Genomic DNA, 23,349 nt, shown 5'->3' with positions numbered 1-23,349 from the left:
TTATGAATATTATCCGGAAAAAACTGCTAGATTCGAAATACTTTGATGTCGCCTTAATTGCGATTCCAGTTGTATTCTTATTGTGTTTTTCAGGTCTCCCTCTTTTATATAATATAATAATCAGTTTTCAAGAAGTGAGCCCATTATCGCTTGGTGATATATCTCGACCATTTGTTGGTTTAGATAATTTTTTTATCGTTTTTGAAGATCCTGATTTTTTGTTAATTTTAAAAAATACACTGGTTTTTGTTCTAGCATCAGTGTTTTTTCAGTTTGTTATTGCTTTTACTATTGCAATGATTTTCTTTAAGGGTTTTCCTGGCAGTGATGCCATAAGAGGATTGTTCTTAGTTCCTTGGATAATGCCTCAATTAGTTATAGGTGCTGTTTGGGGATGGATGTTTGCGGGTGATTCCGGAATTATTAACTACTTGTTAATGACTGTGGGGATTATAGATCAACCAATATTTTGGTTGTCTGATTTTGATAACTCACTAACGAGTGTCATTATCGCTAATATCTGGTTGGGTATCCCATTTAACATGATTATGTTAAGTGTCGCTCTCAATGATATATCAAAAGAAACACTGGAAGCTGCTCATGTCGATGGTGCTAACCCATTCCAACAGTTCTTTTATATAATTGTTCCTCTGATAAAAGTGCCAATTATTTCAGTGATATCCCTTGGGATCATTTTCACATTGCAACAGTTCGACTTATTCATGGCATTGACGCAGGGGGGGCCCTCTAACAGTAGTAATGTATTGCAATTGTGGTCTTGGACAGCTTCGTTCAATGAGTTCGAATTTGGTAAAGGTGCAGCAATTTCGGTCATAATCCTTCTTATTATGCTGATTTCATGTGTGGCTTATGTGCTTTGTTCACGAAACGAAATTGAGTAGGTAACTGATGAAGGCAAGTAGATATAGTTTAACGATCATAGCGGTAATGACGCTATTGGTGTATTTATTTCCATTGTATTGGTTATATATATCTTCATTTAAAGGCATGGCGGAGCTATTTTCATTTCCACCAACATTTTTTCCGGCAAATCCACAGTTTAATTTTATTGATGTGTTTCTGGATTATGAGCTTCATCGTCACTTTATAAATAGTCTAATCATAGCATCTGGTATGACTGTGATTGTTTTATTGTTTAGTGTTGGGCCAGCATATGTCTTATCAAGATATAATAATATTATGGTTGATATCGCATTGTTTGTGATCTTGTTAATGCAAGTTCTTCCTCCTGCGATTATGTCGACACCTATGTATATGATGTTTTTACCGCTAGGCTTAAATGATACCTATCTCGGGGTTATTATTGCTGGCGCGAGTAAAGGTATACCTTACAGCATAATATTATTTAGATTTGGTTTTATGAATATCCCCAAGGTACTAGAAGATGCTGGAAAAGTGGATGGTTGTACAAGAGCAGGGGTGTTTTTCAGAATAGTACTTCCTCTTTGCAGAAATCATATTTTAGTTATTTCGATGCTTAACTTCTTGCAAGGGATGGGTGAGTACGTTTACTCAAAATCATTGCTATCATCGACCGATACACTTCCAGTAACCGTGATTATCAGTAACTTTGTCGGGCCGAACAGTGTGGATTGGACATCTGCACTTTCAATGTCGGTGATGTACGTTACTCCAATTATTATTGTTTTCGTATTTATGCAGAAAAAGATCGTTGCTGGTCTTACTTCAGGCAGCGTGAAAGGATAGGCACACTATGGCTAAATTAGAATTAAAACAGATCAATAAGAAATTTGGGCAAGTCCATGTTCTGCATGATATTGACCTTGAGATTGACGATGGAGAGTTTGTTGTTTTCGTAGGGCCGTCAGGGTGTGGTAAATCCACTTTGTTACGTTCAATCGCTGGGCTAGAAGATATAACTAGTGGTGAATTACTAATCAATAATGAACTAGTGAATGATAAAACGCCTGCTGAACGTGGTATTGGCATGGTGTTCCAAAGTTACGCGCTCTATCCGCATATGTCCGTAAGAGACAATATGACATTTAGTTTGCGTCTGGCAGGTAAGTCTAAAGCGGAACGCAATGAAGTTGCGGAAAGAATTGGTAAGATTCTGGAACTTGATCACCTGCTTGATCGCAAGCCCAAAGCATTGTCAGGCGGTCAGCGTCAACGTGTTGCGATTGGCCGTGCAATTGCGAAAGAGCCGCAAGTATTCTTGTTTGATGAACCATTATCAAACCTTGATGCGAAACTGCGCGTTCAGATGCGAATGGAAATTTCAAAGCTTCATGAACGTTTACGTTCCACGATGATTTATGTCACTCATGATCAAGTTGAAGCGATGACATTAGCAGACAAGATTGTGGTATTGAATAAAGGGCATATAGAACAGATTGGCGAACCGATGGAGCTATATCATCATCCGGCGAATTTGTTTGTGGCTGGCTTTATTGGCTCTCCTAAGATGAACTTTATTCCTTGTGAAGTTATTAACGTTCAAGAAAATGGATACCGAGTTTCTACGACAACAGGTTACCAGTTTAATGTAGGCGGAACCTTATCACCTCTAGAAGTCGGCGAACAAATCACAGTCGGAGTTCGACCTGAGCATATGTCGATGAATAATCCTGATGGGCTGATGGTGAACGTACAGTTTGTTGAAGAATTGGGCAACGAAAGCTTGATTTATACTGAGCTAACAGGACTCGATGAGTGTTTAGTGGCCAGAACGGATCAACCTTTGCTAGATAAAACAAAACAAGTCAGTTTAACGTTTGAAGCGGATGCCTGTTATATATTTGATTCAAAAGGGCTTAATTGTAGCTTACGAAAGAGTGACTAAGCGAAAGTGGAGCTAATGCCTAATACAGTAGAAGCCTAAAAATAAACTAAGCGGTTGTGCTCAAACCGCTTAGTTACTTTTTTATTAAAGGAAGTCATCGGAATCAAAGGAAGTAATCCGTTAACTTTTAGTCAGTTCAATCATGTTTCCTCATCTTTTCCCCAAAAGTGCAGATTCAACCAATGCTTTTCGCCATCATGTTTGGACAAACGAATTCTAACTAAAAAATAAGAGCAAGAAATCATAAAAAGCGAGTTGCTGTGTACTTTTTATCGCTTTTATTATCTGTATACCCTCTCGTTCCATGTTCGAATTGATCACAAATAAAACCGAAATAAATACACTACCTAAGCTTGTTTTTTTGTTTTTGAAAGCTGTTCAAGCGAGATTTTATATAAACTAATACGATCTAATTATCGTCATTGTGAGGAGAATGCTACCAGTTGAGTTGAACTTGTTAAGCAACTTGGTTCGCAGTGTTGCGTTTGTTGGTCTTCGTTATATGGCGAAAAATCAACCTGAGTTAGTATTCTCACAAGATAAGAATTTCATTGCCAATTTAATTGACGAAATTATCACCTGTCTATTATGTAATGAATATGGAAGTGGAACTACTAGTTCCGTTAAATGGAACAAGGAATGTTAACTAAAATAGCTTTAGTTATTTCTCAGTATCAATTACAGGGAAGTTATAGCGGATTTTCATATACAGAATTATTATCGCATACGCGATTGCCTAAAAGTACTTTGTCACGATTGTTGGCTAATTTGGTAGCAGCTGGTTTTCTTGAAAAAGATAAACAAGGAAAGTTTGTACTTGGTAATTTAATTATTAATTCTGCAACTAATGTTTTATCGAATAATTTAATTGATATAACTTCAGAAGTGATGGGGAATTTATCAAGAGAGACTGGGTTAGCAGGTTATATATCGGTTCTTTCAGGTCATAGCGTTATTGTAACACGTTCATATTCAGGTCATCGGTTACAGCAACAATTAGTTTCACCTGTTGGTTGTCGAGTGTGTGCGGCCAAGACAGCAGTAGGACGTTCCATCTTATCTCGCATGGATAAAGCTGTCGTTCTAGGTGTGTTAGGTGAATATTACTCTGAGTACGATTCTTTCCAGCTCGCAGCGCAAATAAAAATGGTTAATAGCAAAAGTTGCATTAGGGCGGAAGGGGAATCTGTTGCTGGGGTTGGTGCTATGGCGACGAATGTTCGCCACCCAATGACAGGGGATGTTATTGGTCTGTGTTTATCTTATCCACTCGACCAATTAGATAGAGATGTATTAATTAATGCAGAGCAGTCATTACTTGCTGTGGCAAAACAAATTGGTATTCAAGTAAAAGACAAATATTGGATAGAGTAATAAATATGATTTTAAAACAAACGTTAGTTGCAATGGAATTATTAGATTGCCCTCATGTTAATGGAGCTGTAATTAAAGATCACTTTGAACAGTATCAAGGGATTTATTGTGAAGTTAATACAGTTCATGGAGAAAAAGGTAAAACAGATTTTGTTCAAATTATTATTCCAGGGCTGTCTGGAAAGTTGAACCGTGGTTCTTCTCCAACACTCGGAGTAATAGGTCGTTTAGGTGGTATTGGTGCACGGCCATCGCATGTTGGCTTAGTTTCTGATGCTGATGGAGCGGTCGCTGCGATAGCTACGGCATTAAAGCTCGCAGATATGTATAAACGTGGTGACCGTATTCAATCGGATGTAATTATTACGACTCATATTTGTCCGGATGCGCCTACATTCCCTCATAAACCAGTGGATTTTATGGATTCTCCCGTCTCAATGGCAGAAATGAATCACTACGAAGTAGACCAATCTTGTGATGCAATTATTTCGATTGATACAACCAAAGGGAATCGCATCATTAATCACAAGGGTATTGCACTTTCCCCAACGGTTCTTAAGGGCGCTATTTTGCATGTGTCTGATGACTTAATTCGAATCGTAGAAACTTGCACTGGTCATCCAGCAGTGACATTCCCTCTATCTATGCTAGACATTACACCATATGGCAATGGTCTTTATCATATTAACAGTATTTTACAGCCCGCGGTTGCAGCCCAGTGCCCTGTCGTCGGGTTGGCCATCACATCAGCGGTTACAGTTCCTGGCTGTGCTACCGGTGCTAGTCATGCCTCGGATATCGCATTAGCAGCGTCTGTGTGTGTAGAAACAGCAAAACAGATGAGCGCAGGCAACTGTAAATTTTTCTGCACTGAACAGTTTGAAATCTTCAGTAGTTTATATGGCAGCATGCAGCACTTACAAGGCTGATACGAACGTCATTCCACAAAATAAAACTAGTTAAAGGAACCAACTATGAAAGAGAATGAAAATCTCATTAACCATCCTGTACCTAAGGATCAACGTATCGGATGGAAAGCCCCATTAATCAACTTTTTAGGATGTAATATTGCGTTGAGTGAGTTGATGGTTGGTGGCGCTCTAATTACGGGAATGAGTGTGTCTGGCTTAATATCCGCCGCGATTATTGGAAATTTAATTCTTATCGTTGTCGCCACAATTCAGGGCAATATCGCCGCTCGTGAGGGGTTGAATACTTATGTATTAGCGACAGGAGCCTTTGGTAAAAAAGGCGGTGTATGGATGATCTCATTATTGCTCGGCTTTACGAGTTTTGGCTGGTTTGGTATTCAAGCGGGAGTGGCAGGTCTTTCAATTCAACAAATTTTCCCATCGGTAAATTTGACTCTGGCAATCATCGTTCTTGGTTTATTGATGATGATAGTTGCTGTGTATGGTTTTTCATTGATGGCAAAGTTTAATGCGATAGCTTTGCCTCCTTTGATCTTGTTGATGGTTTATGGTTTATACAAGGCATTTTCAGTCGACAACAGTATTGCTATTTCCGATTATCAACCATTGGCTGAGAACGCAATTTCATTGCTCGACGGTATAAATCTAGTTGTTGGAGTGGTGATCGTTGGTGCTGTTATCTCACCAGACTATTTACGTTATACCCGCAATGTTAAAGATGTCGCGATTATCGCTGTTGTTGGAATTGGTTTTATTTCATTCGTTCAACAGTTGTCGGCCGGTATCATGGCAATCAATTCTCCTACTTGGGATATTACCGCTGTTATGGCAAACCTTGGTATGGGTTGGGGGGCGTTTCTCATTTTGTTATTGGCAGCGTGGTCAACCAACTTAAGTAATGCCTATTCAGGTGGGCTGGCGTTAAAAAATATCTTCCCTAGCGTGAGTCGTTCTACATTAACTTTGGTTGCCGGCTTGATTGGTACCGCGCTGGCGGCATCTGGTTTGATCTTTAAATTTCAAATGTTTCTTTCTGTATTGAGTATTGCAGTACCTGCTGTCGCGGGTGTGATGTGGGCAGAGTACTATCTCATTCAAGGTAAAACATTTGTACAACGAGAGGGTTTTAACTGGTATGCGATTGCGGCTTGGGTACTTGGTTTTATCGTTTCAATGCTTTCTAACAAGTTTAACCTAGGCTTACCGCCAGTAAATGCAATTATTGTTTCAGGTTTGGCTTATTGGTTGATCATGACTCGAGTACCAACTGCGAAAGTACAGCCTCAATAGGAGAAGTAAATGAAACACGTTATTCAACTAGCAATGATTCAGCCCGGTGGTGTTCCTGGAAACGTTGAAGAAAATATTGCTCTTGCAATTAAACAATGCCGAGCTGCAGCAGTAGATGGTGCTAATTTTCTTTGTTTACCAGAATTGTTTAATACAGGTTACCACTTACAATATTTGGCTGGAGATACCGTATCACTTGGTGAGCAGTGGCATTCGAGTACATTCTCGCTATTTTCGTCTTTAGCGAAGGAGCTAGGTGTTTATATATTGTGCCCAATTGTCGAGCCAACTCCAATCCCAGGAGTGGTATATAACAGTGCGTTACTTTTTGATGATGAAGGTAATCAGCTAACGAGTTATGCAAAGACGCACTTATGGGCTTTGGAAGCTTCGTATTTTCGCGCTGGGGATGCGATTGAAGCTGTTGAAACCAAATTCGGGCGAGTTGGAATATTGATCTGTTACGATATTGGCTTTCCAGAAGCGGCAAGGACTTTATGCAAAGATGGCGTTGAGTTGTTGCTTGTTCCTGCGGCTTGGCGAATTCAAGATAAAGACATGTGGGACATCAATTTACGTCAGCGTGCATTGGAAAATAACTTTTTTGTTGCGGGTATCAATGCAACGATGGACTTTGACGGGCTAAATTTATTTGGTCATAGCTATGCTTGTAATCCTCGAGGTACGGTCATTGCTCAAATGGATGATAAGCCGGGTTACCAGATAGTGGAAATAGCACTTAATGAGGTGAAAAGATATCGCCAAGAGATCCCTTACTTGAAAGATCGAAGACCTACTCTCTATCGTTAATTTTTCCAATACACTAGGCACCAAAATCTTGGTGCCTTATGCTGAGTGGAATGGTGTATACTTTTATGCCATTTTAAGGCGTAACAATATTAAACCAGAAGTTGAATGAATCGAGCATACCGATAAAATCATTGAACACTTTTTTATCGCCATCAATTTTAATATCACCATCCGCAATTGCTTGCTCAAAGGTAATATTGCCTAGCTGAACATCATCTAAAACTTCTTTGGTTAAAGTTAAAGAGACATCAGGTTCTTCACTTTGCTTTTTAGTGTGGTTTAACACTGAGTTTTCAACGTAGAGCGTATATTTTTCATCTAGATCGGTGAAGTTGAGGTTGATCGCAAAGTTTGGTCCTGCTGCTTTTTCTGGCAATAAGCGGACCGCTAAATAATCAAATAGCATCTCTGGTGGCATATTTTTAATGATGTCAGGGGAGGCGGTGTTTGTACCACCTGCACTAGGCGTTCCATTTCTCAGTTCATAAGCACCTTGTAAATAGACAGAACGCCATGGGCCAGACTCAGCTTGGTAGCCTAATTGCTCGTAGGTATCCGCTAGCAGTTGTTTACCTTGTTCACTGTTTGGGTTTGCAAATACGACATGTTTTAATGCTTCTGCTACCCAGCGGTATTCACCTGCATCAAAATCCATCTTGGCTTTTTTGAGTAGCTCTTGTTCACCACCCATATATTCGACGTACTTAATCGCAGCATCAGATGGAGGAAGGTTATTTAGGTCAGAGGGGTTACCGTTATACCAACCCATATAACGTTGATAAACAGCACGGCTATTGTGGCGTAGCGTGCCATAGTAGCCACGAGTACTCCAGTTTTTGTCAATCTCATCTGGGAATTGAATAACTTCCGAAATTTCTTCACCAATGTAACCCTGATTCATCAAGCGAACAGTTTGATCGTGAGTGTATTTATACATATCACGCTGCTTCTTGAAGTAATCAACAATCTTTTCTTGCTCCCACATTGGCCAATGGTGACTTTGAAACTTCACATCAACATTATCTCCCCACATCTCGATGGTTTCTTGTAAGTAGCTAGACCACTTCAACGCATCACGAACTTGAGCGCCACGTAAGGTTAAGATGTTATGCATGGTATTGGTCGCGTTTTCTGCCATCCATAATGCTTTTTTGTCCGGGAAATAGGTGTTGATTTCTGTGGGGGCTTCAGATCCTGGAGTGAACTGAAATACCATTTTAACGCCATCGATTGTGCGTTTTTCACCAGTCTCTTTAATGATATCGGTAGGTTTTATTAACGTGGCAAGCCCAGTAGATGTTGTTTGACCTAAACCGCCATTGACGCCACCGCGTTCATTTCTTGGCAGCAGAGCTCCATACATATAAACAGCACGTCGGCCCATGGCATTTCCTGCAATGACGTTTTCAGACACGGCATGTTCAGTAAAACCATCTGAGGCAATGATAGTCACATCACCAGAGATCACGTCTTTTTCATCGACAATACCACGTACGCCGCCAAAGTGATCGATATGACTGTGGCTGTAAATCACAGCAACGACAGGTCTTTCTCCTAATTCATCATTAATAAAGTCGAGGGCAGCTCGCGCTGTTTCTTGAGAGATCAGCGGATCGAACACGATCCAACCGGTATTGCCTTTAATAAAAGTGATGTTAGATAAGTCATAGCCACGAACTTGATATATTCCATCTGTGACTTCGAAAAGGCCGTTGATCATATTCAGTTGAGCATTGCGCCATAAGCTGGGGTTTACGCTATCCGGAGATGGGTTTTCAGAGGTAATGTATTTTTTGTACGCCTCTAAATCCCAAACAACGTCGCCGTTGGCATTTTTGATCGTGACAACATCTTGCTTAGCGATTAAGCCTCGTTGTGCGTTGGCAAAATCCTGTTTATCGTTAAAGGGTAATGTTTGTTTTACTTTGTTGTTCTCAGCAATAGTAGCTTCTGTTGCCGGCTTTGAGTCATCGGCACTTAATCCCGATGAGGCAAACAATGCTATTATTATCGCCACTCTTAGCGTCATACTTCACTCCATGAAATCTATCGTTATAGTCACTCTTTAGCTTAGAGGGGGTTATTCATCTCCTTTATCCTAATGTACGAAAACAAGATGCCAATCTAAAATACAGATGAGAATAATGATATTTTTATAATTAATTACATTGAAATACTAGATTAATTAAGTCAACACTCGATTAGACTACCGAGGATTCACTCGCTTGTCGTATACGCCAACGTGCTTGGAGATATTACAGTATGGTGAATTTATTATATTTAAACTTATTTATAAAATAAATATGTTCGCTTTGATATTGTGGTTAACGAAATATGTTTATTATTAGTTTTTCATCCAAATTTTATTAATATACCCTAGTTGTGAATTTTTATTATTTGAGAATTTGTTTCATGAAATTACATTTAAATTTGGTTCGAATTGAGAAAATAAAAATTTGAAAAATATTAGTAGTTACTTAGATTAAAAGAAATTATGTTTGTCATGAATTTATTAGGATTGAGTAAAGATAACGTCTTATTGTTTTGTTTGTTATTTTATAAATACCTTAGATATTATAAATGACGTTATTATGCGACTGCTATATGTTGAATTTTATGTGTGTGTCGGTAAGGTTATAGCTAGTTTAATAATGAAAACGTTTGCGTGTTTATCTTAAATAGACATTTGTAGTTGGCATCACTCTAAATATGGTTAAAGGCGAATCTCGCTTAAAAAGTTGGTGTTGTTTTAACAAGTGGAAATCGTATCTATGCGTGTCAAAAAGGTGTGTCAAAATGTGGGTTAAAATCATCTCAATTTGTTCATTGTTGTTCGTTTCAATGGCTTCAATATCTTCCCCACTAGCTATGAATGAAGAGATCCAATATGAGGTGAATAACCTCTCTCCAGAGAATGCTTATAAAAAAGGTCGCCTACTGCGCGCGCAGTATAAAAATATGGAATCGCGAGTCTATCTAAAGCATGCAGCAGATAATGATCATGGGGCGGCTGCCTATCTTTATGCGATGGAGTTGTCTGACGATAGGGCGACAGTTAGGTCGCCTTTAAAAGCGCGAAAGTACCTATTGAAAGCAGGACAACTTGGCCATCGCAACGCGATGTATGAATTGTACATGAACGCTAACTGGTTGATGGATAGAGAGATTGAGTATTGGAAGACTCTATATTATACAAATGTTATTTTACTTGGGCGTGAGAATCCATCCCAAGCCATGTATGAGTTATCTCGCTTTTATCAGCAATCAGATCAAGTGCTTGCTGCTTATTATCTTAATGTTGCCTCTAATTTGAACCATCCATTAGCTTTGATGGAACAGGCCAAAGTTATAGATGAGACTGGTGGTAATGTTCTGGTATCGCTGAGTCGAGAGGCTAAAGTCAATGGACTGTATTTAGCTGCTGCGAAGACTAATTACATACCTGCAATGAAAAACTATATTGAAATCTTAGAAAGCAAAGGTCAGTTTAAACAAGCCTACCAATGGCGTATGGCGACATTGGAAAAAGGAGATATTACATCACTAGCAGCGGTCGCAAAAATACTAATGGGTGAAAGTCATACTTATCAATTTGTACCTCACGATAGGGTGAAGGCCAGGGCTTATTTAGAGCTATATCTTACTTCCTCTGGTAATGAGCGAATGCAAAAACTTTATAATTCCTTAGCGATTAATCGAGACGGAATAGAGTTAGAGATGAGCGCCGAAGAAAAAGAAAAATCCGACGAGATGTATCTCAAATATAAGAATAGCCATTATTTTTATAATCATGACAAATTATGGGATGTTCAATAATATTGAATGCCTATATTGTGTAATGCATAATTTTTAGGAGTGGTTTTCCGTCTTTCTATTCTATTGTGATTTATATAGTGAGCGGATGGTTTGTTAGAACCAATAGTTAGACTTGGGTTGTTTGTTTTTTGTGCGCCAAAAAGTGATTATTTAGTTTGTCTAAAATTATTTTTTGGCTTGATCAATAATGATACTAGTGTAATTAACAAATAATAATCATAACAGTTATTTAAATTTATAAAGTCATAGCAATATCGAATTGGCAAATTGTTGTCGTTTATCACGATTCGATTCGAGTATTTGCACGGTTGGTATAGGTATTGGAGACGTAAAATGTCTAAAGAAGGAAGTGTTGCTCCTAAAGAGCGCGTAAATATTAAGTATATCCCATCGACAGGGGACACGCAGGCAGAAGTCGAGTTGCCATTAAAAACCCTTGTTGTCGGTGATTTCAAAGGTCATGGCGAGGAAACGCCAATTGAAGAAAGAGAATCAGTATCGGTCGATAAACATAATTTTGAAGCGGTAATGCGTGAGAGCGATCTTAAATTATCCGCGACGGTACCAAACAAGTTAAGTGATGAGGAGGGGACTGAACTCCCCATTGAACTGAGTTTCAAATCGTTAGCAGATTTCTCTCCTGACGCTGTAGCTGCTCAAGTTCCTGAATTAAATAAGTTGGTTGAACTGCGTGAGGCTTTAGTGGCATTGAAAGGCCCATTAGGCAACATTCCTGCATTTAGAGAGCGCTTGCAAACGCTACTGAGCTCTGAGGAATCGCGAGAGAAATTGTTGGCTGAACTGAGCTTAGTTGGTGACCAAGAAGAGCCCAAAGCTTAAGTCGTCATTATTGTAATCAATCAAATTTAGGAACGAAATTGATGTCTACTACAGAAGTCGTCTCAGAAAAACAAAGTGTTCAACAGGGAAGCCTACTTGATGAGATCATGGCTCAGACTCGCATTGCACCGAGTGATGAAGGCTACAACGTCGCAAAAAAAGGGATCGCTGCATTTGTTGAAAACTTAATTGGCTCAAATCACGCTGAAGACCAAGTTAATAAGTCACTTGTCGACCAGATGCTTGTTGAGTTGGATAAAAAGATCAGTGCTCAAATGGATGAAATTCTTCACCAAGAGAGTTATCAACAAATGGAATCGTCATGGCGAGGCCTCAAGCTTTTTATTGACCGTACCGACTTTCGTGAAAACAACAAAGTGGATTTGCTGCATGCGACTAAAGCTGAGCTATTAGAAGACTTTGAATTTGCTCCAGAGACAACACAAACTGGCTTGTATAAACACGTTTATTCTTCAGGTTATGGACAATTTGGTGGTGAACCTACAGGTGCCATCATTGGTAACTTTGCATTTACGCCGTCATCCTCAGACATGAAATTACTTCAGTTCATGGGTGCTTTGGGTGCGATGGCGCATGCTCCATTCATTTCTAGTGTTGGTCCTGAATTTTTCGGTATTGATTCGTTTGAAGAATTACCAAACATTAAAGATTTGAAATCAACATTTGAGGGGCCAAAGTACACCAAATGGCGTGCTCTGCGTGAATCTGAAGATGCACGTTACTTAGGTTTAACCGCGCCTCGTTTTCTACTTCGTGTTCCTTACGACCCAATTGATAACCCAATCAAATCATTTAATTATGAGGAAAATGTTAGTTCATCACACGAACATTACCTTTGGGGTAACACGGCGTTTGCATTTGCAACACGCTTAACTGATAGCTTTGCCAAATACCGTTGGTGTCCAAATATCATCGGCCCTCAAAGTGGTGGTGCAGTTGATGATCTTCCTGTGCATGTTTTTGAGTCGATGGGCGCGTTGCAAAGTAAGATCCCGACAGAAGTTCTTGTGACTGACCGTAAAGAATTTGAATTGGCTGAAGAGGGCTTTATTGCGCTAACCATGCGTAAAGGGAGCGATAACGCCGCATTCTTCTCGGCAAATTCGATTCAAAAGCCTCGCGTATTCCCTAATACGAAAGAGGGTAAAGAAGCGGAAACTAACTACAAGTTAGGAACTCAGCTACCTTACATGATGATTATTAACCGTCTCGCACACTACGTTAAAGTACTTCAGCGTGAACAAATTGGTTCATGGAAAGAACGTCAAGATCTTGAGCGAGAGCTGAATGGTTGGATTAAACAATATGTAGCGGATCAGGAAAACCCACCAGCAGATGTTCGTAGCCGCCGTCCGCTTCGTGCTGCGAAGATCGAAGTGATGAATGTCGAAGGTGAACCTGGTTGGTACCAAGTCTCGCTTTCAGTTCGCCCTCATTTTAAATACATGGGTGCCAACTTTGAACTATCCCTAGTGGGTCGATTAGATCAAGCATAACGATGACATATATCGCACCTGAAGAGAGCGCATTTGGTGTCGGATTTCTAGAACGTCTAGAAACTGGCACCAAACCGATGTCCTTAACACAAGGGCCAAATGCCATGGATGTACTTCAATCAATAAAGCGTAATGTTTCCAACATATTAAACACTCGTCTAGGGGAGGCGCAAAGCGCACCAATGCTAGGCTTAGTGGATTTTAATGATGCAACTTTAGAAACATTAGATTTATCGCTACGAATCAAGTTAGCGATACAAGATTGTTTAGTCACCTACGAACCGCGTTTACGCAATATTGAAATCAGAGCGGAATCAGATGCATTTAGTCCTTTGATGCTGCGCTTCAATATTGTCGCTGAAATTAACAGCGAAGCGTTACATGACCGAGTTCAACTCAGTTTGTTACTGGACCAAAACCGTAAGTATCAAGTGTATTAAACATTATGACTCAAGATAAGTACTTCAGAGAAGAGCTTGCTTTCCTTAAAGAACAGGGAAAGCAGTTCACTGAAATTCACCCTCAACTCTCTCGTTTTTTACACGGGAGAAACACCGATCCGGATGTAGAACGTTTGTTGGAAGGTTTTGCTTTTTTGACAGCACGTTTACGCGAGAAAGTGGAAGATGAATTTCCGGAGTTAACCCATTCCATTATCAATATGCTTTGGCCGAATTATCTTCGCCCGGTACCAAGTATGAGTATTGTGGCATTTGCGCCGGATAAAAGTGTTAGTGATAAACATCAGGTTTCTCGCGGCGCTCAAATTGATAGTAAACCAGTGTTTGGTACTCAGTGCCATTTTAGAACCTGCAGGGATGTGAATGTTTATCCTATTCGATGTAACGATGTGACTTCTTACCATACACGGGAGGCGAGCGTAATTGATATCTCGCTGAACATGTTAGGTGAGAATAGTGTCGGCGATGCTAATCTTGATGATCTTCGTTTCTATTTAGGCGGAGACAAATACAGCTCACAGATGCTTTATTTATGGCTCAATCATTATCTTGATAATGTTTGGCTTGAAGTCGATGGAACTCGTTTTTCATTACCTAGAAATACCGTCAAGATGGTTGGATTTGAGAGCGAGCAAGCATTACTCCCATACCCAGAAAATGTCTATGAGGGTTATCGAATCTTACAGGAATACTTGTCTTTTCCTGAGGCATTTCACTTTTTTGATGTTACTCGATTGGCGAGTGCGCTACCAAAATCGGTGACTGGTGAATTTAAGCTAAAAATCAGTTTTTCAAAAACACTACCCACTGACGTCAGAGTGAGAAAAGACAATTTCCAGCTCTACTGTACGCCGGTTATCAATTTGTTTAAACATGATGCTGACCCAATTGACTTAAGTGGTAAGCGTTCAGAATATCGCATTGTTCCTTCTAGTCGTTATCCGGCACATTATGAGGTGTTTAGTGTCGATGGTGTATTTGGCTGGCAAGATAAGACACAAGCAAGTCAACGAGTACGAGGCGAAAAACGGGTTTATTCGGCGTTTGAAAGCTTTCAGCATGAAGTGGAACGAGTGCGGAATCGTGAAGCTTTATATTATCGCACTCGTGTGAAAGACAGTATTCGTGGCGATGGTTTTGATAATTTTATCGCGTTCATTCGCGGAGATGAAACTCAGTCGATGCAAGTAGATGAAGCGGTATCACTTAAACTGACGTGTACCAATCGCCTATTACCATTGGAGTTAGGGGTAGGGGACATCTGTGAACCGACCGATACATCTCCACCATTTGCTACTTTTAGTAACATTACTGTTCCCTCTCAATCTTTACGTCCGGTTCTTGACGGTAGTTTACTGTGGATGCTGATTTCAAACCTCTCTTTGAATTATCTCTCGTTATTATCGAAAGATGCATTAAGCAGCGTACTGCGAGCTTATGACTTCAGAGCTCTTGTGGATCGCCAAGCTGAGCGAGTCGCACAACTGCGCTTGGACGGGATACAGAAAATAGAGTCTCAACCCGTGGATAAAATTCTCCGAGGTCTACCAGTGAGAGGTTTGCAATCCACTATTTATATCGATCAAAACTGCTTTGGGTCGGAAGGTGAATTGTATCTGTTTGGTACCGTTTTGAGCCATTTCTTTGCCCTTTATGCCAGCATCAATTCCTTTCATGAGTTGGTGGTTATTAATGCATCCAATCAAGAGAAGTATACATGGGGAACACAGGCAGGAATGCAGCCATTGATCTAGAGATAGCTGCTTTGCAGGAGTCTTTGATTGATTTACCAAGTGATGTGCGCAATTACAATTTCTATCAATTGGTTGAGTTGTTGCAAAAACTTCATGGATTAAATCCGGAATCGGAAGATTGGGAAAGAGTATGCCAATTGGTATTTAGTGCCAATCCAAGTTTGGGTTTTGCGCCAGCAGATGTGATTGACCTAGAAAAGAGAGAAGACGAACGCCTTGTTTTACAAACTAATTTTTTTGGTTTAGCTGGCGCTCAGTCACCTTTGCCCGGATTTATTTTACAGCAGTTGGTTGAAGAGGACCGAGGTGGATTTAAACGTCCATTTTTAGATTTTTTTAATAACCGATTGATTAATTTAGTGTATCGAATTTGGCGAAAGTATCGTTACTACGTTCGCTTTCAACCTGATGCACAAGATCAACTCTCTTCACAGTTGTTTGCCTTAGTTGGGCTTGGAGATGCGGATCTGCGGGGAGAAACCCCAATCAACTGGTGCAAGATGCTTGCGTACTCAGGCATGTTGGCAGGGAGAAGCCGATCTCCTCAAGTCGTATCAGGGATCATTGCTCACTGTTTTGATTTGCCGGATGTAACGATCAAGCAATGGGTAAGAAGAAAAGTGGCGATACAAGCATACCAGCAACTCAGTTTAGGCAAACAAAACGGTGAACTTGGTGTGAACACGTTGCTTGGTGATTCTGTTATGGACTGTAATGGGAAATTTACCATATGTATCAATGGATTATCTCAAGAACGGTTCGCGGACTTTTTACCATCGGGCAAGGAATATCAACCTTTGTGTAAATTGGTGGAGTTTATTTTGCGTGAGCAAATGGCTTATGACTTAGAGCTTACGATGCGTGAAAAGGAAGTGCCTGAGATGAGCCTGAACCGCGGAAATGATGTGGCTTTGGGTTGGACTTCTTTCTTAGGTGGGGACATGTCAGACAAGCACGTATTGATACAAGTGAGACAGTAGGGTATGCAGAAAAATCAAGTACTTTCAATGGTAGTAAGTAATGCTCAGCGACTTCGTTCGGGTTTATCGGCTCAGCATGTTTTTACTCAAGATGGTGGCGTAATTGGTGCCGCTGATGGCGTTGCATGGCAGTTAAGCGATGCACAAGGAAGTATCCAGCATCGACATTGTGAAGTCGCAATCATTGACGGGGAGTTCTGCGTTAAAGATCTTTGCGGCGCTACGTATGTGAATGGTTCACATATGCCATTAGGTAAAGGGCTGTCAGCACGACTTGAACATAACAATGAAGTGGGAATCGGCCCTTATCGAATCAGAGTGACATTTTCTCAAGTAGGTGATGAGTCGTCACAAGTTTCAGCATCAATCAATACATTGTTTGATGGAGATCGATTTGATTTGCTCAAAGATGGTGATGTTGAACTGCTGGATACAGGAGAGAGAATAGCAACTCAAACTATTGATCCTCTTACTGCATTGAATGATTTGTTCACGAAAACATCGAAACAAGATAGGCCACAGAGTACTCACCAAGATTCGTTACTTGAAGAGATTAAATCCGCTTCATTTGAACAAGAGGGCATTGTACCGGGAAGTAATGTTGTACTGGAAAGCAATATTGGCCTAGCGCAGCCTCAATTTACCCAACAAGCAGATAGTGAATACGAAATGACATCATCAATTCGTTTAAAGAAGATTCTCGGTTTTCACCGAAATAAAACAGACAGTGAATCAGTTGTAACTAAGCAATACGAGACAAAGGTAATGCCAACTGATTCAAAAAAAAATCATGACACGTTACACGCACCAGAGGGCTTAGGGATGAACGATAAGGTATTAGATCTATTGGAAGAAGAAATGGCGCGAAGCTATCAGCCAACTAGTGATACGCAGAATGCGTCTTCAATGAATGCAAACCACTTACTAACCGGGCCAATGTTATCTGGGCTAGGTGTTGATGTGGGTGATACGCATGATATGGACAAAATGCACATGTTATCGGAAGAGCTTGGAGAATCGCTTAAAGCATGCGTACAAGGTCTTTTAGAGCTGAACCAGCAAGTGTGTGAGGGCCGATTTGGTGTGATGAATCGAAATCTACAACCGATAGAAGACAACCCGCTGCGCTTGGGACTTTCATACCCAGAAACAATTCGAACCTTATATGATGCGGACAAAAGTCTAGTCCACCTTTCTGCTCCTGCTGCGATTTCAGAAAGCTTAAAGAATGTTCGTGATCATAATGAAGCAATGCAGCATGCGACAGGGGAAGCACTCAGCCAAATTCTCAATGCTTTTTCACCACAAGTTTTACTGCGTCGTTTCCAACATTACAAACGTAACGGTGATTTGCAAAATCAGACGCCAGAGTCGTGGGCTTGGGAGATGTATTGTCATTACTACAAAGAGCTGACGTCTGACCGTCAAAAAGGCTTTGAGAAGCTGTTTTGGGAGATCTTTGAGCAATCTTACGATAAGAAAATTCGTGAAAAACAGTTGGAGTTATAAAGGTGAATATACGCTCTTTTGCTCTGCTGATACTACTGGTAACGATAACGGCATGTAGTTCATCAGAATCGTATCAACCAGCTGAGCAACCTACCAAGGTGACGTTTAGCCTTGTCAGTGATGATGGCACCAACCCTAATATTTGGGGAGAAGCGGCTCCAATTGCCGTTCAGGTATTTGAATTGGTTGATGATTCAATGTTCATGTCGGCTGATTATGATCAGATGAAAGATGATTATGAAGGTGAGCTTCGCAGTAACTTCATTAAGAACTACGACTACGTACTGACGCCCGGTCAATTTAAGTTCGTCAATGCATTTGAGATTGATGAGGAAACCAATTACATCGGTGTGATGGCGCACTTTTCAGAACCCGACTTAAGTGAATGGAAAAAAGCGGTGAAAGTACTGAATAAAGGTAGGGAATACCATCTGCTGATGTATTTCAAAGACTACGATGTGAAACTTGAAAGGGTGGAATAACAAGATGTTTACGCGTAATCGTGTAATTTGGAACGAAGGCTTATTTATAAAGCCCCAACATTTTCAACAGCAACAACGTTACTTTGAACATGTGCTTGATGAACGAATGGCTGCAGTGAATCGTAATCTATTCGGTGTATCCGAATTGGTGTTAAACCCCGAGTATCTTTCGTTTGGCCGTATTTCTATTGAGAGAGCGGTTGGGATTATGCCTGATGGTACCGTTTTTCGTATTCCACAAGAAGATATGTTGCCCGATGCCCTTGAAGTAGAAGATTCGTCATTAGCTCATCAATTGGTGTATTTGGCGATTCCGCTGCGCAGTGAATCACTGATGGAAATTGATTGGCCGGAAGAACGCGGAACAGGCCGTTATGCTAGCCAGAGAGTAGAAGTGAGAGACGTTCACAGTGTTCGTGGGGATACGACGACATTAGATGTTTCTCCAGTGCGCATGCAACTGATGTTAGAAAAAGAGGATCGCAGTGCATACGCATCGATTGCAATTGCACGTATTTTAGAAAAAAGGCCAGATGGTAGTGTCGTGTTAGATCAGGAGTTTATTCCTTGTCATTTGAATGTGGCAACGAATGCCCCGTTACAACGTTTCATTAATGAAATTGCTGGCTTGATGGGAGAGCGAGCAAAAAATATTGCGCAGCGTATTTCTTCGCCATCACAAGGCGGTGTCGCAGATGTTTCCGATTTTATGTTGCTTCAGTCGCTAAACCGTCTACAACCACAGCTACATCATTTGGCTCATTTACGTAGTTTGCATCCAGAGCGTTTGTTTGAGTCTCTTGCTTGTGTCTGTGGAGAATTAGCGACGTTTACGGATGAAAGTCGTTTACCTCCAACATTACCCAATTATAACCACGATATGCCCAGTGATTCGTTTTGGCCTCTGATACGGAATTTAAGACAGAGCCTTAGTATTGTTCTTGAGCCTAGAGCGGTATCAATCCAGTTGGACAAACGCAAATATGGATTAATGGTTGCGCCGATACAAGATCCGAATTTGATAGAAAATGCAGAATTTATCATTGCGGTGAAAGCGCGCATGCCTTTGGCGGAACTACGAGGGCTCTTTATCCAGCAAACGAAAATATCAACCGTTGAAAAAATACGTGAGCTTATTTCTTTGCAATTACCTGGTATTCCAATTACGCCACTGCCTGTCGCTCCAAGACAACTGCCTTATCACGCTGGTTACGCATATTACCAATTGGATAAGACCAGTGCGGCTTGGGCAACACTTGGTCATTCAAGTGGATTTGCTTTCCATGTGGCAGGTGCATTTGAAGATCTTGATCTTCAGTTCTGGGCAATTAGGAGTTGATTATGGACATCGATAAAAAGAATACACAGTACAGTAGTTTGTTGTTCGACAACGTTGAACAAATTAATAATGACCAAGATTATTGGTTTCAGCTACGCGGTGAAAACCATAATCTTCTGATTGATGCAGCTACGCCTTTATTTGGATTGTCACTGCGCGTTCGAAGCTTAAGTGACTGTGACAATATTGAACAAATCTATAAGCAGACGGTTGAAGAAATCAAAGCAATTGAAATTGAACTGACCGAGCAAGGTTATGAGCACGCAATTTTGATGGCTTATCGTTACATTCTTTGTGCATTTCTCGATGAAGCGGTAATGGGTACCGACTGGGGCGCATCAAGCGTATGGGCAGAATATTCAATGCTCTCGCGATTCCACAACGAAACTTGGGGTGGGGAGAAAGTGTTTACTATTTTGGGCCGTTTAGAAGGTGAGCCTAAGCGTTACCGTTCTTTGCTCGAGTTTATCTACCAATGTTTGATCTTAGGTTTTGAGGGTAAATATCGTGTTATGGAAGGGGGGCATAATGAACGTCAGAATGTGATTACCCGCCTAAATACTACGATTAGTACTTTGAATGAACGAGAGTTACCTGAGCTCACATCGTCGACTGATCATGTGGTGAAAACGAAGTACAACTTAGGGCAACAGTTACCCGTTTGGTCCATCTTGCTTGGATTCTTGTTGTTGTGGGTTGGCGTCTATTTAGGCTACACCAATGCACTTAACGTCAAATCGGCTGACGTAATAAATCAATTAAATCAAATACTCTAATTATAAAAGGCTAGGTGATTGTTGTGATCCGAATTGAATTACCAACATTGATTTCAAAACTGAATGAGCAAAGCAAACTGGCTCTCGAACAGGCTGCTTCGTTATGTATTGAACGTCAGCATCCAGAAGTGACCTATGAGCACTTACTTTTTGTTTTGTTTGAAAATCCGCTGTCAGACATGAGAACTATCGTTAAGCAAGCGGACTTGGACGTAGAAACAATCAAACAATCAATTAGCGCGAACTTTGCGCGAGAGCAAGCATTGGATACTTATCCTGCATTTTCTCCATTGTTGGTTGAGTTGCTGCAAGAAGCTTGGCTTCTGTCAACGACAGAATTGAATTATGAGCAGTTACGGTCCGGAGTGATATTTTTAACGGCTCTGATGAGGGCAGATCGCTATTTACCACTTAATTTGATTCAGCAATTTGAATGCATCAATAAAGAGAGTTTGAAAAATAGCTTCGACGAATTACTTCAAGATTCAGCTGAGTCATTGGTTGAGTCTAAAGAAAAAATTGATGTGAAACACTCGGCAATAACGCAAGCAATTTCGACACTGTTAGATAAGTATTGTACCAATGTGACAGAGCAGGCTCGTCGTGGCGAATTAGACCCAGTATTGTGCCGTGAAGATGAACTAAATTTAATGATTGATATCCTGTGCCGTCGTCGCAAAAACAACCCTATCGTGGTTGGAGATGCGGGTGTTGGTAAAAGTGCGATGATTGAGGGGCTCGCATTACGCGTCGTCGCTGGCAATGTTCCCAATCAATTGCAGAATGTCGATTTGTGCTCTCTAGATCTTGGTCTTCTACAAGCGGGGGCATCGGTAAAAGGTGAATTTGAAAAGCGCTTAAAAGGGGTCATCGATGCAATCAAGAATGCACCAAAACCGATAATCCTTTTCATCGATGAAGCGCACACTCTGATCGGTTCTGGAAATCAGGAAGGGGGGAGTGATGCGGCGAACTTGCTTAAGCCAGCTCTTGCTCGTGGTGAACTGAGTACCGTGGCGGCAACAACATGGAAAGAATACAAAAAATATTTTGAGAAAGATCCAGCCCTAACGCGACGTTTTCAGTTAGTAAAACTTGAAGAACCGACTATTGGTCAGGCGGTTGATATCTTGCGTGGGCTTAATCACGCGTATGAAACAGCACATAATGTCCTGATAACTGATGATGCATTGAAAGCTGCAGCCGAGCTTTCTGCTCGCTATATTTCGGGGCGTCAACTGCCAGACAAGGCTATCGATGTATTAGATACAGCCTGCGCCCGTATTGCGATTAATATCACTACGCCACCTAAGCGGTTGGCTCAGTTAGAAACGTTATGTCATCAGCGTCAATTGGAAATAGCGATGCTCGAACGATCGTTGTATTTGGGTCAAGAAGTCGATACTCATCGTTTAGATAGATTGTGCAGTGACGAGATGGCTGATGAAGAAGAAAAAGCAGCTCTGACTCAAAAGTGGCATGGGCAGAAAAGCATTATCGAATCCATTATTTCCCTACGAAATAAGCTCTTATCTAAAACCTCTCCGAGTGAAGAGGAAGAGCAGCAAAGCCGGGAAGAGCTATTGGTTGAACTCAAAGCATACTATCAAGCTTTAGATGATATTCCTCATGCCGAGTTGCTCATGCATCCTCAGGTCGATGCACAACAAATCGCTGAGGTGATCGCCGATTGGACAGGAGTTCCTGTTGACCAAATGAACAGCGATGAGTTGCATAAAATTACTAATTTGACGACATTGCTTGGTGAGAATATCAAAGGTCAAGATGTGGCGATTGAACGTATCCATCGTCACTTGCTCACTGCTCGCGCTGACTTACGTCGTCCGGGGCGTCCCAAAGGTGCATTTCTGCTAGTGGGGCCAAGTGGTGTCGGTAAAACGGAAACAGTTGTTCAACTGGCCCAGCAACTCTATGGTGGGAAACAGTTCCTAACCACAATTAATATGTCTGAGTATCAAGAAAAACATACGGTATCTCGTTTGATTGGGTCACCACCAGGCTATGTCGGCTATGGAGAGGGGGGGATTTTAACAGAAGCTATTCGTAAAAAGCCGTATTCAGTCGTTTTGCTTGATGAGGTTGAAAAAGCACATCCTGAAGTACTCAATATTTTCTATCAAGCTTTTGATAAAGGCGAGTTAGCTGATGGTGAGGGACGCTTAATCGATTGTCAAAATATCGTATTTTTCCTGACTTCTAATTTGGGTTACCAAACCATCGTTGACCATGCAAAAACGCCAGAAAAATTGGATGAGGCACTCTATGCTGAATTGGCGGCATTCTTTAAGCCTGCACTGTTGGCTCGAATGGAAACTGTTTTCTATCTTCCATTGGCAAGAGAGGTGTTAGAACAGATTGTTCGTGGAAAACTGGCCAATCTTGAAGCGTTATTCAAGCAACGTTATGCCGCTGCTGTGACCATTGAAGATAGTCTAATTGATGAAATTCTAAATCGAGCGACACGATCAGAAAATGGCGCACGAATGTTAGAAGCGATTATTGAGGGGCAACTCTTGCCGCCAATTTCTCGGTCTCTATTGAACAAACTTGCGAATAAGCAGCCTGTAAATCGAATTTACTTGGCGGCTGATAATGGTGAGTTTATTGGAGAGGTTGAGTGA

Annotated in this window: 19 protein-coding genes; 18 read left to right on the top strand and 1 reads right to left on the bottom strand. The window is 40.9% G+C overall.

Annotated features, from left to right (window positions below; translation table 11 throughout):
- Positions 1 to 2: 2 nt before the first annotated feature.
- From DZ860_RS03055 to DZ860_RS03020, 7 genes are all read left to right on the top strand, one after another.
- On the top strand, positions 3 to 902 hold the full coding sequence (locus DZ860_RS03055; protein ID WP_120029425.1) for a carbohydrate ABC transporter permease: 900 nt from the start codon (positions 3 to 5) through the stop codon (positions 900 to 902).
- 7 nt (positions 903 to 909) lie between these two features.
- Entirely contained in the window at positions 910 to 1,728 is an 819-nt protein-coding gene (locus tag DZ860_RS03050) for a carbohydrate ABC transporter permease (protein WP_120029424.1), read from the top strand.
- Positions 1,729 to 1,735: 7 nt separating this feature from the next.
- A complete protein-coding gene (locus DZ860_RS03045) occupies positions 1,736 to 2,827 on the top strand; it encodes an ABC transporter ATP-binding protein (RefSeq protein ID WP_120029423.1) in 1,092 nt (363 codons plus the stop codon).
- Between the two features lie 639 nt (positions 2,828 to 3,466).
- Positions 3,467 to 4,201: an IclR family transcriptional regulator domain-containing protein gene (locus DZ860_RS03035; RefSeq protein WP_165862834.1), complete on the top strand. Its 735-nt coding sequence runs from the start codon at positions 3,467 to 3,469 to the stop codon at positions 4,199 to 4,201.
- A 5-nt stretch (positions 4,202 to 4,206) separates the two neighbouring features.
- The gene (locus DZ860_RS03030) at positions 4,207 to 5,130 is read left to right on the top strand and encodes a DUF1177 domain-containing protein (protein ID WP_120029420.1); all 924 of its coding nucleotides are present in this window, start codon (positions 4,207 to 4,209) and stop codon (positions 5,128 to 5,130) included.
- Positions 5,131 to 5,175: 45 nt separating this feature from the next.
- The gene (locus DZ860_RS03025; protein ID WP_120029419.1) at positions 5,176 to 6,423 is read left to right on the top strand and encodes a cytosine permease; all 1,248 of its coding nucleotides are present in this window, start codon (positions 5,176 to 5,178) and stop codon (positions 6,421 to 6,423) included.
- Between the two features lie 9 nt (positions 6,424 to 6,432).
- On the top strand, positions 6,433 to 7,233 hold the full coding sequence (locus DZ860_RS03020) for a nitrilase-related carbon-nitrogen hydrolase (RefSeq protein WP_120029418.1): 801 nt from the start codon (positions 6,433 to 6,435) through the stop codon (positions 7,231 to 7,233).
- Between the two features lie 73 nt (positions 7,234 to 7,306).
- On the opposite strand, the gene DZ860_RS03015 is transcribed toward DZ860_RS03020, so the two are convergent.
- Positions 7,307 to 9,262 (bottom strand): alkyl/aryl-sulfatase, encoded by a 1,956-nt coding sequence (locus DZ860_RS03015; RefSeq protein ID WP_120029417.1) that lies wholly within the window; start codon positions 9,260 to 9,262, stop codon positions 7,307 to 7,309.
- Between the two features lie 767 nt (positions 9,263 to 10,029).
- On the opposite strand from DZ860_RS03015, the gene DZ860_RS03010 reads away from it, so the two are divergent.
- From DZ860_RS03010 to tssH, 11 genes are all read left to right on the top strand, one after another.
- Positions 10,030 to 11,049 carry an SEL1-like repeat protein gene (locus DZ860_RS03010; protein ID WP_120029416.1) on the top strand — a complete coding sequence of 340 codons (1,020 nt, stop codon included), beginning with the start codon at positions 10,030 to 10,032 and terminating at the stop codon, positions 11,047 to 11,049.
- Positions 11,050 to 11,382: 333 nt separating this feature from the next.
- Positions 11,383 to 11,889 (top strand): type VI secretion system contractile sheath small subunit, encoded by a 507-nt coding sequence (tssB, locus tag DZ860_RS03005; protein ID WP_120029415.1) that lies wholly within the window; start codon positions 11,383 to 11,385, stop codon positions 11,887 to 11,889.
- 41 nt (positions 11,890 to 11,930) lie between these two features.
- Positions 11,931 to 13,406, top strand: a complete 1,476-nt coding sequence (gene tssC, locus DZ860_RS03000) for a type VI secretion system contractile sheath large subunit (RefSeq protein ID WP_165862833.1) — start codon at positions 11,931 to 11,933, stop codon at positions 13,404 to 13,406.
- Between the two features lie 2 nt (positions 13,407 to 13,408).
- Positions 13,409 to 13,846 carry a type VI secretion system baseplate subunit TssE gene (gene tssE, locus DZ860_RS02995; protein ID WP_120029413.1) on the top strand — a complete coding sequence of 146 codons (438 nt, stop codon included), beginning with the start codon at positions 13,409 to 13,411 and terminating at the stop codon, positions 13,844 to 13,846.
- Positions 13,847 to 13,851: 5 nt separating this feature from the next.
- Positions 13,852 to 15,621, top strand: coding sequence for a type VI secretion system baseplate subunit TssF (gene tssF, locus DZ860_RS02990; RefSeq protein ID WP_120029412.1), 1,770 nt, complete (start codon positions 13,852 to 13,854; stop codon positions 15,619 to 15,621).
- Entirely contained in the window at positions 15,585 to 16,601 is a 1,017-nt protein-coding gene (tssG, locus tag DZ860_RS02985) for a type VI secretion system baseplate subunit TssG (RefSeq protein ID WP_120029411.1), read from the top strand. Before tssF ends, tssG begins: the two co-directional genes overlap by 37 nt.
- A gap of 3 nt (positions 16,602 to 16,604) precedes the next feature.
- Positions 16,605 to 18,110, top strand: a complete 1,506-nt coding sequence (tagH, locus tag DZ860_RS02980) for a type VI secretion system-associated FHA domain protein TagH (RefSeq protein WP_120029410.1) — start codon at positions 16,605 to 16,607, stop codon at positions 18,108 to 18,110.
- 2 nt (positions 18,111 to 18,112) lie between these two features.
- On the top strand, positions 18,113 to 18,592 hold the full coding sequence (tssJ, locus tag DZ860_RS02975; protein WP_120029409.1) for a type VI secretion system lipoprotein TssJ: 480 nt from the start codon (positions 18,113 to 18,115) through the stop codon (positions 18,590 to 18,592).
- A gap of 4 nt (positions 18,593 to 18,596) precedes the next feature.
- Positions 18,597 to 19,931, top strand: a complete 1,335-nt coding sequence (gene tssK / locus DZ860_RS02970; protein ID WP_120029408.1) for a type VI secretion system baseplate subunit TssK — start codon at positions 18,597 to 18,599, stop codon at positions 19,929 to 19,931.
- A 2-nt stretch (positions 19,932 to 19,933) separates the two neighbouring features.
- Positions 19,934 to 20,707, top strand: a complete 774-nt coding sequence (icmH, locus tag DZ860_RS02965) for a type IVB secretion system protein IcmH/DotU (protein ID WP_120029407.1) — start codon at positions 19,934 to 19,936, stop codon at positions 20,705 to 20,707.
- A 23-nt stretch (positions 20,708 to 20,730) separates the two neighbouring features.
- A complete protein-coding gene (gene tssH, locus DZ860_RS02960; RefSeq protein ID WP_120029406.1) occupies positions 20,731 to 23,349 on the top strand; it encodes a type VI secretion system ATPase TssH in 2,619 nt (872 codons plus the stop codon).

Origin of the sequence: Vibrio sinensis (genome assembly GCF_003605645.1) — a bacterium.
Lineage (GTDB): Bacteria > Pseudomonadota > Gammaproteobacteria > Enterobacterales > Vibrionaceae > Vibrio > Vibrio sinensis.
Note: the sequence above shows the minus strand (reverse complement) of the source record. Positions and strands in the feature narration are given on the sequence as shown.